Origin of the sequence: Myxococcus xanthus (assembly GCF_013116825.1) — a bacterium.
GTDB lineage: Bacteria > Myxococcota > Myxococcia > Myxococcales > Myxococcaceae > Myxococcus > Myxococcus xanthus_B.
The window spans coordinates 1-12,242 of sequence record NZ_JABFNS010000197.1 but is presented as its reverse complement, the minus strand read 5'-3'; the positions used below and the strand labels follow the sequence as shown (position 1 = coordinate 12,242).

Annotated in this window: 9 protein-coding genes; 4 read left to right on the top strand and 5 right to left on the bottom strand. The window is 67.7% G+C overall.

Annotation, left to right across the window (positions count from 1 at the left end):
* The first annotated feature begins 141 nt into the window (after positions 1–141).
* The 3 genes from HNV26_RS34810 (at position 142) to HNV26_RS34800 (ending at position 4,855) form a co-directional block, all read left to right on the top strand.
* Positions 142–2,493, top strand: coding sequence for a hypothetical protein (locus tag HNV26_RS34810; protein ID WP_171445193.1), 2,352 nt, complete (start codon positions 142–144; stop codon positions 2,491–2,493).
* Positions 2,490–3,824 carry a hypothetical protein gene (locus HNV26_RS34805; RefSeq protein WP_171445194.1) on the top strand — a complete coding sequence of 445 codons (1,335 nt, stop codon included), beginning with the start codon at positions 2,490–2,492 and terminating at the stop codon, positions 3,822–3,824. Before HNV26_RS34810 ends, HNV26_RS34805 begins: the two co-directional genes overlap by 4 nt.
* A gap of 239 nt (positions 3,825–4,063) precedes the next feature.
* The gene (locus HNV26_RS34800) at positions 4,064–4,855 is read left to right on the top strand and encodes a tetratricopeptide repeat protein (protein WP_171445195.1); all 792 of its coding nucleotides are present in this window, start codon (positions 4,064–4,066) and stop codon (positions 4,853–4,855) included.
* Positions 4,856–5,354: 499 nt separating this feature from the next.
* Here the strand turns inward: HNV26_RS34800 and HNV26_RS34795 are convergent, their stop codons facing one another.
* Both HNV26_RS34795 and HNV26_RS34790 read right to left on the bottom strand, forming a co-directional pair.
* On the bottom strand, positions 5,355–6,095 hold the full coding sequence (locus HNV26_RS34795) for a hypothetical protein (protein ID WP_171445196.1): 741 nt from the start codon (positions 6,093–6,095) through the stop codon (positions 5,355–5,357).
* Positions 6,096–6,127: 32 nt separating this feature from the next.
* Positions 6,128–6,661 (bottom strand): hypothetical protein, encoded by a 534-nt coding sequence (locus tag HNV26_RS34790; protein ID WP_171445197.1) that lies wholly within the window; start codon positions 6,659–6,661, stop codon positions 6,128–6,130.
* A gap of 459 nt (positions 6,662–7,120) precedes the next feature.
* On the opposite strand from HNV26_RS34790, the gene HNV26_RS34785 reads away from it, so the two are divergent.
* Positions 7,121–8,158 carry a transporter gene (locus HNV26_RS34785; protein ID WP_366817090.1) on the top strand — a complete coding sequence of 346 codons (1,038 nt, stop codon included), beginning with the start codon at positions 7,121–7,123 and terminating at the stop codon, positions 8,156–8,158.
* A 1,265-nt stretch (positions 8,159–9,423) separates the two neighbouring features.
* Here the strand turns inward: HNV26_RS34785 and merA are convergent.
* The 3 genes from merA to HNV26_RS34770 all read right to left on the bottom strand — a co-directional run bounded on the left by merA (position 9,424) and on the right by HNV26_RS34770 (position 12,162).
* The gene (gene merA, locus HNV26_RS34780; protein WP_171445199.1) at positions 9,424–10,863 is read right to left on the bottom strand and encodes a mercury(II) reductase; all 1,440 of its coding nucleotides are present in this window, start codon (positions 10,861–10,863) and stop codon (positions 9,424–9,426) included.
* Positions 10,864–11,021: 158 nt separating this feature from the next.
* Positions 11,022–11,546, bottom strand: coding sequence for a putative iron-sulfur cluster-binding metallochaperone (locus tag HNV26_RS34775; RefSeq protein WP_171445200.1), 525 nt, complete (start codon positions 11,544–11,546; stop codon positions 11,022–11,024).
* Positions 11,547–11,550: 4 nt separating this feature from the next.
* Positions 11,551–12,162 (bottom strand): mercuric transporter MerT family protein, encoded by a 612-nt coding sequence (locus tag HNV26_RS34770; RefSeq protein ID WP_171445201.1) that lies wholly within the window; start codon positions 12,160–12,162, stop codon positions 11,551–11,553.
* Positions 12,163–12,242 lie beyond the last annotated feature (80 nt).

The window sequence follows — 12,242 nt, the reverse complement described above, 5'->3', positions numbered from 1 at the left end:
ACCTCGCCTCGGTCGAGGCGCGATGGCGCTTCCTGGGTGGGAAGCTGTACGCGGTGGGGCAGGGGGGCACGCTGCTCTTCCCGACAGCGGAAGGGACGCTGCGGCCAGGCGCCTTCGCGTCGTTGGGGCTGGGGGTGGACAATGCGCGCTGAGCGGCCTTGGGGCAGCGGGTTTGGCCTCGCGCTAGTGGTTGCCCTCCTGGCCTCCGGGTGCGCCTCGTTGCAGGCGAGGCAGGGCCAGGCGGGCCGTGGGGCCGCCCTGGCCTTCAGTCCCCTCTCCGTGCCCTCCCAGGCGGCGAGGAGCGCGACGACGGGTGTGTACCAGGGGGATGCGTCGGGCTCCGCGGATGGGACGCCAGAGCCGGCGCCGATGGGCTATCGGCGAGTGCCCACCGGCAATGCCGTCAACGGGAAGGGACCGCGCGGCTCGGGCGGCGAGGGCGGCGCCTTCGTCTGTGGCGGCAAGGCCCTGCCTCCGGGCTGGCCCCGCCTGACTCAAAGCCGGGAGGTGCTGGCGCCCTTCCTGGCGTGTGCCTCGCCCGCGGAGTTCGTGGCCATGCAGCGCGGGGTGGGGGACATGGGCGCGGTGGTGCAGTCCCTCTATCCCTGGGACGCTGTCCGGCTGGGCGCCTTGGGGCCGATGGACGCGTCGGCCTCGGCCGTCCTCAGCCGCAAGCGCGCGGACTTCATCGTCACGTCCGTGGAGAAGTACGGCGTGCCGTATGCCGAGGTGTTCGCCCTCTTCGTCCTCCACTCGGCCTTCGACGACGAGCTGCGTGAGGTGGTGCAGCGGCTCGCCCGCGACAAGCAACTGGGGGACACGCTGGGCGCGATGGCCGCTGTTCGCGAGGAGCTGAAGCGGCGGGGCATGGAGCTGGGGACCTTCCCGGAGCGAGGAGAGAAGGCCGGCGACGTGTTGCGCGGGCTTGGGCGCGCGGGCCGGGACATGCTCTCCAGCAGCTTGGTGAGCGGTGAGGCCCGGTACACGGAGCTCATGGCGATGCGTGGGCAGATGCCCCCGCCCTACCAGTCCGCCATCGACGAGGTGGAGAAGGCGTTGATGGAGAGGCACTACTCGCCGGGAAGTGTCTCGGCGGGGGCCTTTGACTCCCTCACCTTCGGTGTGCCGGTGGGCTTCTACCACCTGGCGGTGGGAACGGGGCACGGGGCGTACTCGCTGGCGCAGGGCAAGTACGAGCAGGCCGCGCGAGAGTTGGCGCCGGCTGCGCTGATGGTGGCGGTGTACGCCGGGGGCAAGGGCGCTCGGGCCCTGGTGGAGTCACGCGGCGGGCTGCGGCGGCTCCAGATGCCGGCGCTCGACGTGGCCGGCATGAAGGCGCTGATGGCGCGCCTGGAGGAGCAACTCGGCATCAACGCCGCGCGCGACTTGCTGCGCTATCTCCAGGCGAGCCGCGAGGGCGCGCTGGTGGCCGCCGAGTGGGGCGAGGCGGGCCTGCTGGCGCTGTACGAGGCGCGCGGAAACCCCGCGAAGGCGCAGGCGGTGCTGATGGAGGCGGCGAGCCGCGAGTCCGCCCAGTCCGTGGCCAGCAGGGGCTCTGCAGGGAAGCGGCCCGTCAACCTGGACCTCTTCGAGCAGAACGCCGAGGTGTCCGCTGCGGAGGCGCCGGCGGCCAGCCGCGAGTCCTCCGGGGCTGCGGCGACGAGAGGGGGCGCGAGTCGCGAGCCCGCGCAGCCCGCGGCTTCACGGGGCGCAAGTGGGAATCGGTACGTCAACCTGGACCTCTTCGCGCAGGACGCCAAGGTCGGCGCAAAGGAGGCCGCAAGGGCCAAGCTGTTCCAGGCGGAGCTGGAGTCCTCGGCGCCCCGTCTTCCGAAGGACGTGAAGCTGCTGAAGGAGATGGCGCCCAAGCTGAACGAGCCGCCGCCGGGAGTCGAGAAGGGGGCTCCGCTCTGGCAGGAGTACGTCGCCTACCGCAAGAGGCGGCTGAAGGAGATTCAGGACGGTGACGCCGTCAAGGGCCCCCTGAAGTGGGAGGGCTACGGGGGGATGCGCGCCTACTATGCTCGGGGCATGGCCTTCGAGAGGACCATGATCGCCATACTGGAGGCGGACGCCGCGTTGCCCCGCGCACAGCGGCGGTGGCTCGGCGACTTCGAGCAGCCGCGCATCGAGACGCACGTGGGCGTGTCGAAGGTGGACTTCCGGTACGCCGATGTCCTCGTCATCGAGGAGCGCCCCCCACCGGGCCAGCCACCCCGGGTGGAGACGTTCAGCTTCAAGAGTCGAAACCTCAGCCTGTTGGATCGGGACGCGGTGGCTGTGCAGGTGAATACGGATGCGAGCAATGCGATGAAGTACTACGGTGGGTCGCTGAAAATTCTTCGGGACGGTATGCGACAGCAGGCGGCTGTGAAGCGGGTGCGCCTTGTCTATGAGGGCGGAGAACTTCTGCCCAAGGAACGTGCGATGTGGGACGGCGCGGTGAACTCGGCGATGAGAGGCGTTAAGGGTGTGGAGGTGCTGTCTCAATGAAAGTGCCGACGCTGCGTGACTTGAGCAAGGTGGATAGCCTGCACTTCGCCTTTACTGGAGCCTACGACCCAAGGAACGGGCTGGAAAACGAACTGGCGCCATTCCTTGATGCGCTTGAGCAATGTGCTGGCGGGTGGATGCCGAGTATCGTCAAAACTAGCCGCAAGCGGAAATACTCTAGGGAAGCTGTGTGGCGCGCGCTGGAGGAACGGCGCGCGGACTATGGGACGATTATTGGGCTTTTCCGGTCGGAGAATCCCAGTTTGTCGTTGGTGCTCCATCTCGTGCCGATGGACGAACAGGCCAGCTTGAGCATCGACCTCAGTATTCAACCACTCTCATTCTTCTCCAAGGTGGAAGTAAGCCGCAGCTTTATCGATGCGGCCCGTGCTTGGGCCTCCCGGTATCCTTCGGATTATGCCTCGGCGCATAGCCTTGCCGACCTCGGCCTTACGGCGTCTCCTTCTTTTGGTCGTGACGACGCGACATGGAAGCGGGATGGGTTCGACAAGATCTACGAATTGTCTTGGCTGAACATCTTCGGCCCCAAGCTCGTGGAAAGCGTTGGCCGCGAGCGGATGCTCTCGACGCCTGCGCACCTCGTGGAGGAACTCCCTAACGGCTCCATCCTCCTGGTGCTATGGCCGACTGCTGCGGAGTTCGCGAGCGAGGAGGCGCGCGTGGTGCAGGCCCGAGCCCACGTCCACCTGCGGCCGGACCTCGACTTCGACGCGGTGCTGCGCACGCTGCGGGAGCGCAGCGCCGCGCTCGTACCCGTCGAGCCGCGCTTCCACCCTGACGTGGCGCCGTTTCTCTCTCGGCTGCCGGACGAGTTCGCCATCAGCGAGCGGCAACGGAAGATTGCCGAACTCAACGCCTTCCGGCCGCCGGTACCGGAGGAGTGGCTCCCTGTCGCTCATCCCTCGGACGTGGCGAATCCGGAGCGCGTCCTCGAGTCCTACGGCGACTTGTCCGAAGGACTCGTGGCGGCACTGCACACCAAGGTGCCCTCCATCATGGACGAGACGGCCGAGTCCCTCACGGACTTGGACTTCTACTTCTGGCAGGAGAACTTCCCGGAGCGGTACACGCGCGAACTCATCGACAGTCACACAGCTCCGGCGCTGGGGGTCTACCTGGGAGAGGTTCTGGTGCGGCGACTGGGAGGGACCTGGGTGCTGCGGCAGAAGGTGGAAGAGTCCCAGGTGCGTGTTGGCAAGCGCGTCTGGCTACCCTTCCTCCGAGCCCGCCGGTACATGCAGTCCCGCCAGTCGCTGTTGGACTACTCGCTTACTCAGTTCTTCAATGAGGCAGAGCGGTACCGGCCCTGACGGCCGCTGGCGGCTGTGAGGCTCGAGGCAGAAACAGGAGGTGCGTGGGCGCGTGCTGGCGGGCGCGCCTGACGGCTCCTGCCTCACCTCCGGGTACACGCCGTCCCGCCCGTTGCTGATGGACCATGCACCAACCCAGCCCTCCTTTGGGGAAACGGCTCCTGAGAGACGCGGCGGGTGCCTCGGTGTGAATGACTGTCGTTTCTTGTGTGGGGTGGAGTGTGAAACATCCAGGGCTGATGGTCGTTATTGCGGTGGCCGCAGGCGCCATCGGAGTCGTCGCGTATGCATGGGAGCCCGAAGGGCGGGCGATGGGATGGGTCCGGACCGCGTCGCCTCTCCTCATCCTCGTTGCCTTCGAGCGTTACAGAAGGTGGCGATTCCAGAAGTGGGCGGTGCTCTCTGAGCAAGGAGCCGCGCTGCTTGAGGCTGGGGACCTGGGTGCTGCCCGACGCGTGCTTGAGGAAGCAGAAGGCTATGCGTTTCGCGCACCAGAGCATGTTCTGACGCGCCTTCACCTTGGGTACTGTGCGTTGCTCGAAGGACAAGTGGACTCCGCACGCTCGGCACTCCTGGCGCTCTCTCGTTGGTGGCGTACCAAGGAAGTACCCGAGGTGTACGCTGCCGCTCCCGACATTCTGGCGGCATGTCTCGCCCTCCAGGGAGACTTGGTCGAGGCGAGGCACTGGCTGGAAGAAGCCCATCGTCGCCGCAGGCCAGGCGCCGCGAACTTTTCCTTCGGGGAGGTGTTCATCTTGTGCCGGGAGGAACGCTACGGCGCGGTGGTGCGTTTGCTCGATGACGGACTGGATGCGACGGCGAAGTCCCTGGTGCATTCCCGCAAGCTTCTCGGAGTGGTTCGGGCATTCGCCTGGGACGCGCTCGCCATGGAGGGGGGCGGCACCCCGGGCGAGGAGCTGAAGGGCCTGGAGGCAATCCAGCCTGGAGAGTTCAGCTACCTTGGCGCCCGATGGCCTCGAATGGAGGCATTCCTCCGTGCTCGCGGTCTGAGCGAGAAGGAGGCCGCATGACGTTGCCATGTGGCCTACCAGCGGCTGCGCACGAACACGTCCAGCGCGAATGAAAACGGAAACCCCAGTGCGCCGAGGAACACCGCAGCCAGGGCATGGCGGCGTTCAACAGCCGGCGCCTGTCCGGCCCTGACTGCGCGTAGGTGCTTCCATCCCAGGAAGGCTCCTGCGAGTGCGCATGGGAACAGGACGAATCCGAGGCAGGAGAGGGCAAGGACTCCCCAGGCCTGAGCCGAGACCTTCTGCGGGACGGCCAGCCGCAACTCGAGGCATGGGCCACAGTAGACGGTAGCCACGGCACTTCGAACGCATTGGAGGCACACGAACGCTCCGCAGCGGTGACAGGTGTCGATGGCTGCCTGTTCCTGATGAAGGTGACAGCGGGGGCTGTCAGACCACCTCGGATGCATTGTTACCTCGCCCAGAGTGGGCCTGCTCGCATGGCGCCGCGAACGGCGAGAGCCTGGGCGAATTCATAGCGAAGGACGGAGCGTTGCCGCTAGGCCTGCGAGGCAGGCGGCGTCAGTGACAGCACCGCCCCAAGGGCCCATGTCCACAGCGGGCGCCAGTCAAAGCCTGGAGCGGCCTTCGCCTCGTGCTGTGCCAAGGCGGCCTCCAGGGACATCCCCGGTGGAAGGTGCATAGTCAGGACGTGGGCTGCGCGGCCCTCGCTGGTGAGCGCCTCGAGGCACAGGCGCCAAACGTGGGGCTCCGACTCTTCGACGATGAGTAGGTCGGTCGCCGTCCACTTCACCCGATTGCTATCGGACAGCTCAAGGCCGGCCTCTGGTGGAACGGCGATGTGGAGGCCCCGGTGCGGAAGTCGGAGGTCGTCCGTTCGGTACCCGTGCAGCTCCATGGAGCGCAGTTGGGCGGCCAAGGTCGCAGGCACAGTGCTGGTGTCTCGGCCCCCAGCCTCCCATGCCAGCCGCAACCAGTACTGGATGGCGCCGCGGCTGAGTGTCGACTCCAGCTCTGGGTGAAACGACAGGGCCACGTACAAGGCCTCCTGGTAAGCAGCATCGTCGATGGCATCACGAAGACGCCGATGGCCGGTCCGTCGGGCTGCTTCTTCGAGGGCCACGAGTGGCACCGTCGAAAGGACGTAGGCTGCATGGGGGAGGGAGATGGTCCCGGACTTGATGTCGCGATCCACGGCTTCCAATGCCGCTTCCGCGCCGCCGAGGGCCCAGTACCGCCGGCTGTCTTCTGGGATGGGGGACGCGGTGAGGATTTGCATGGTGTCAGTCCACCTTCATTGGAGAAAGGCGCCTACTCGAATTGGTAACCCGCAGCTTTGGCTGCGGCGACCAGGGGATGGTTCTCATGAGGCGACAGGGGCCCGACGTCATCTGGACGCAGGACAGTGCCCCCCTCATCGATGACGACCACGTCGCCGCCACGCCGTGCGATGACGCCGCGCCTCGCCCCCCATTCCTCTCCTGCCATGAAGCGCATGGCTCCGACGAGCCCGCTCGGTTCGGAGTCTGGAGAGCCCGGTTGAGCCCACCAGATGGGCAGCTCGGACAGCGCGGCATATGCCTGTTCCCGTTCATCCCAGTGCTCCAGGAAGTACGCACCTGCCAGCCGGCGGCATTCGTCGAGCGCAATTTCGTGATTCGTTTGGGGCTGCTCCTGGTGCTCCAGCACGCCGACGGGTACCCAGCCCTCCTCGGTTCGCGCCCACGCGGCCAGGCCCTCCTGCTCTTGTGTCTGGGCCGGGGAGGCCGCCATTTCAGCGTCCGTCAGGATCCGTTCTCGGAGGAGGGTTAGCAGCGCCCAGCGGAAGTCAGAGGCCTCGAACACTCTGCCATTCAGCTCGCTCTGGACCCTCTTGGGCATTGGGCATTCCCCGCGCGCGGCATGAAGGAGCTGCCGCTCATCACAGGGGACAGTAGCGAGCCCTCCGTGGGGCGTCGAGGAGTTGGGGACTCACCCTTGAGGGGTATGGACCAGGAGGCTCGGCGGTGCATTCGAACGCGCCGCGCCCGAAGGCGCTGACAGCGGCCTCTGGAGAGTCTCAGCCTGCGGGCGGAGACAGAAACGTGCGGGCACGGAGCGATTCTTCGAGGCAGTCTTCGGCGCTCAGAGAGAGACTCACCAAGAGCCGGAGTAGCGGCTTGACGAGGGGAGTAGGGAAGGCGGCATCATCCCGATATGAGTCAGGCCTCTCCTTCTCAGCCCCTGCCGTCCGCTCCTCCGCCGCCGCAGTCGCCGCCGTCGAAGGGAATGACCGTCCCGGCCATTCTCGTCGGCTCCTGCTTCGTGCTGGCCTTCATGGGCGCGATTATGAGGCTCGGCTATCCTGGAGCAGTGTTGGGGCTGTGCGCCCTCGCTGGGTCCATCGCAATCTTCAGGAAGAAGGATTCCAAGCACCGCAGCGCTGCCGTCATTGGCGCAATTGCTTCTGTCATTGTCGTCTTCGGCGCCGTCGGGAATGGGAACGAGAGTTCCCGCAAGGCTGCTGCGATGGCGGCCTCCATTGAAGAGGCGAGGCAGAAGGCGGAGGCAAGTCGCGCTCATGAAGAGGACATGTCCGAGCGCATTGCCGCGCTGGCCACGTCGTCGGCTCCCCAGGAGGCTGTCGACCTCTGCAACAGCTTCGGGGACCTCCGGGACATCCCCGAGAAGAGCCGTGCGCGGTGTGGCGAGGCGTACCTAGCCAAGGGCCGCGAGTCGCTGGCCGCCGCGAAGCCCGCCGAGGCTGTACCCCTCCTGGAGAGGGCGAGTGCCCTGGCTCCAGGCAACGCAGACGCGGCGACCACGCTTTCGAGCGCGAGGGAGCTGCGCGGCAAGGAGGACTTCAAGACTCAGGGGCCGGAGGTCTCCGCCAAGCTGGCGCGGGCGTTGGCCCATGCCAAGGCGAAGGAATGGGAAGAGGCGGAGACGGAGCTGAACGCTGCTGACGCCACCCTGAAGGCATTCGAGGGCCTCGAGGTCGCCAAGTCGAAGGAGTGGAACACCCTGGCGGGCCAGGCCGCCCAGCAGCGCAAGCGCATCCAGCCGAGGCTGGAGAAGCTCCAGCTCCAGCGCGAAGCCCAGAAGCTGATGGTGGAGATGCGCGGTGAGAAGCCCGTGAACTCCTCGTGGGATGGCTCGGTGCCTGAGGTGGAGATGTACCTCAAGAAGGTGATGAATGACCCCGACTCATACGAGCATGTCTCTTCAACGGTTCCTGTGCCCCACGAGGCGTACTGGCTTGTGAAGAGCACCTTCAGGGGAAAGAATGCCTTCGGAGGGAAGGTCCTCAACACGAGGTACTTCTTCATTCAGCAGCGGCAGGTTGTCCGCATGGAGGAATAGGGCGGCTGTCCACCTCGGCACGAGGCGCTGTGCCCTTCTCAAGCTCTACAAACTATGGTGAGACGCGGGTAGCAGAAGCTGGAGGAGTCCCAGGTGCGTGTTGGAAAGCGCGTCTGTCTGCCCTTCCTCCGCGCCCGCCGGCACAGGCGGTCCCGCCAGTAGCTACTGGACTGGCCGCTCACCAAGCGCTTCCATTAGGCGGAGCGGTACAGGCCATGAGCCAGCTCAGGGCGTTTGATCAGTAGTGGACGGTTCTGGGGTCTGTTGCTGGTGTCGGGACGCTATCTGCAGATTCGCAGTCGGTAGGTTTCATCCCGACGCATCCGGTGAGTTGGAGATGCCATGTCCGGGGTAGAACCGAACGACGACGCTGTGAAGCTGATTGCCGACCGGATGATGCGCATTCCGGACGTCCTCCCTCCAGAGGGTTGTGCGTACCACATCATCGAGGCACGGACTGCTGCCGGGGAGAGCGCTGGTGCGTTGTTGATGCCTGGGGCCGAGGGTGCATCACAGTCTTCCAGAGCCCAGAGGCCGCGACTGTGGCACTTGAGTTCGCCCCCCACCTCACGTGCTTGGGTACGCCGAGGACGCAGCGAGTTGGGCGGTGCATGCGCTGCCTGCCGATGAGTTTCGCACCTTGTTCATCAATCCAAGCCTGACGCTCTATGTTGTCCTCAGGGGGCGCGACTCAGGCATCGAGGCTCAGCCGCTAACAGATCCGCGAAGTGTGATTCCTCTTGCTGCACTCACTGGCTCGGACGGCCCTCGCATGACGAGGTCCGGTTCATAGTCAGCTCCGGCGCTCACCTGTGGATCGGGGCTCGGCGACGGCCGTGGGCGACGGCGCTGCAGCAACGGCTGCAGGGGGAACTCGGGTGTCCGGGGGCATGACGACGCATGGCACTCCTCCTCGCGCACGGCGGAGGCCATTGGTGCGGCGAGGCGCAAGTTTCCGGAAGGATGAGCCGCCACGCGGGCGCGGACTCGCCGACGGGCGCGTTCTGCGTCCCGGTGGTCCAGACGGCCCTCGCGCGAGGCCTGGTGGTGCGCCCGAGCGCGCCGGGCGCTCACCGCACGTCCCTCTCGCCGGCACGCAGGCGAGCAGAAGACGTGGCCCCGGTAGCACCCCGATGGAGGAGAAACGGGCTGCCACACCTGTGGCACTCGAGCGCTAGAAGCTCGTCGGCAGGTGGGTAGGCGGGCGCGGAGGGGCAACGAGGCCTTCGTGCGAAGGACTCCGGCTGCACATCTCCCGGACCACCTCACTCCGCGCAGCAGGACAGCTTGCTCGGGTCCTTGAAGCGGCTGATAGCGGCAATCTTCAGCCCCTCGGCCATCGTCGGGTAGACGTGCAGCAGGTCGATGAAGTCGTGCAGTGTGGCCCTGAAGCGCAGGCCCATGGCGGCCTCGTGGATGACTTCTCCCGCCTCGGGCCCCACCATGGTGACGCCCAGCACCTCGTGCGTCCTGGCGTTGGCCACCATCTTCACGAAGCCCACCGTGTTGCGAATGGCCCCAGCGCGCGGCACCAGCGTGAGGGGCACTGCACGGCACCAGCAGGGGTGGCCGGCCGCCACCGCATCCTTCTCCGTCATGCCCACCACGGCCACCTGCGGGTCGGTGAAGATGACGCGGGGGATGACTCGGTGCTCGGCCGTCGTGCGGTGCGGCAGCCCGGAGAAGAGGTTGTGGGCAACGATGGTGCCGTCCCGGCTGCCCACGGGCGTGGCCATCTGGCTGTTCTGCTCCCGGCCGATGACGTCGCCGGCCGCGTAGATGTGGGGCACGCTGGTGCGCAGGTGCTCGTCCACCAGCACGTGTCCGCCCTCCCCTACCGCGACCCCCGCCTTCTCGAGGCCGATGTCGTCCGTGTTGGGCACCCGGCCCGTGGCCACCAGCAGCGTCTCGGCGCGCAGCTCCCGCATGCCCGCCGGCAGCTTTATCGTGGCCACCACCTCGCTCCCCTCCTCGCGCACCCGCACCAACTGCGCGTTGACGAGCACGCGCACCCCCTCGTCCTCGAGGAAGGCGCGCACCGTGGGACCCACCTCCGGCTCGTAGCCGTGGGACAACAGCGTGCCGCTTCGCTCAAGCAGCGTCACCTCGCTGCCGAAGCGGCTGAACATCTGCCCCAGCTCCAGCGCGATGTAGCCGCCGCCCACGATGAGGAGGGAGCGGGGCAGCGCCTTCAGCTCCACGGCCTCGTCGCTCGTCAGTAGGTCGCTCGTCAGGTAGGGCACCTCGGCGAGGCCTTCAATAGGGGGCAGACGGGGCCGACTCCCGGTTGCGATGAGGAAGGCGTCAGCCGTCAGCCGCTTGTCCCCCACGGCCACCGTGTGCGCGTCGAGGAAACGCGCGTGGCCCTCCTCGATGCGGAAGCTGCCCCCGAGGAGGCTCGCGTACTTCTTCTCGCGGTAGCCCCGCACGACGTCGTCCTTCTGGGCGATGAGCTGCGCGAAGTCGAGCCCCAGCGCGGCGCCCTGCAAGCCGGGGTAGCGGGGGTTGCGCGCGTCGTGCAGCAGCCGGGCCGCCTCGATGAGGTTCTTCGAGGGCAGGCAGCCCCGGTTGACGCAGGTGCCCCCCAACATCCGCGCCTCCGTCATGACGGCCGTCTTGCCCGTCTCCTGGGCGCGCAGGGCCGCCGCGAAGGCCGTGGAGCCCGAGCCGAGGATGACGAGGTTGAGGTGTTCAGGGGGCGCCATGGTGGGGCCTGCCTTTCAGTGCGAGGAGAGGGAGGAGGCACGGCGCGCGTGCACCGGCGCCAGAAGGAGGCGCAGCCGAGAGGCGCCCGCTCGCAAGCCCAGGAAGCCTGCAGCTCCCAGGAGAGCGAGACAGCACGGGTCGCCGAGGAGGACGCTCATCATGGCCGCCTCTCATCCGGCACGACAGGAGCACGCGGCGAGGGGCCATCCAGAGGGAGACCGACAGCCACGCGCGCCTCCTTCACGGCGCGGTTCACCTCGCCCAGACAGCAGTTGCCCGCGGGGTTCATGCGCTCGCACGCGCAGCGCCCCGCGCGCACCTCGGCCGTGATGAGCGTGGGGATGGAGCAGGCGCCGCCCCCCGCCACCTCCGCCGCGACGTCCTCGTAGGTGTGCCCGAAGCAGTAGCAGAGGGGGCGCGGCCCCTCCGTCTCCTTCATCCCCACGCGCACACGCGCCTGCGCCTTGTGGGCCACGCTGCCGTCGGCCGCGAAGTAGAGGACAGGGCAGGAGGCGGTGCGGCAGAAACTGCGGCCCTGTACGCCCAGGGCCGCGAGAGCCTCCGGAATGAGGAGGCCCTGCACCGTCTCCTCGCCCACAGGCTTGCCGTTCGCACCGCAGCCCGGGCAGGGCACGCGGGCCGCCTCGGCTTTGGGAGCTGCGCAGCAGTCGAGCTGTTCCATGCCGTCAGCCCTCGATGCGCACAGGCCGGTCCGACTTGGCTTGCGCGGCCTGGAGAATGGCGGTGGGGGTCAGCTGAGAGGCCGCGTAGCGCACGCGCAGTTGGTGCGGCGCGGGGCCGGCCTCCAGTGCCGTGACGCCCGGCATCTTCTCCAGAGCGCGCCGCACACCGAGGAGGCACGAGGCACAGTCGGCGCCCTCGACGGCGAGCACCACCTGGGCCTCGCCCGCCGCCGTAGGCTTGTCGGTGGCAGCCCCCCCGTCGGGGGAGACGGCCTGAGCGAGCGCACTGGAGGCCCAGGGCAGCCCCAGGGCCAGGACGGCGGTGCAGGCGACGGCGCCCCCCCACAGCAGGCTGCGGCGTCGGTGCGCAGGCCCCGTGCCCGTCACCTCGGCACCGGTGGGCGCGCGGCGGTAGGCGCGCACGAAGGCGTGGACGAGGAGGCCGACGGCGAGCAGCACGAAGAGGGGGCGGAGGGGCTCGAGGGCCGAGAAGAGGGAGACGGCGCCGCCGAGGCCCATGGAGACCGCCACCACGGGGCCGACGCAGCAGAGGGAGGCGAGAAGGGCCGAGGCGAGCGCGCCGGCCATGGAGCGAGTCGGGGAGGGAGCGGACATTGAGTCTTCTTCTTTCAGGGGGAGTGTGTGGAGGAGGTCCGGGGCATCCGGGGCTGGCGGCGCGCGGGCGGGGACGGAGG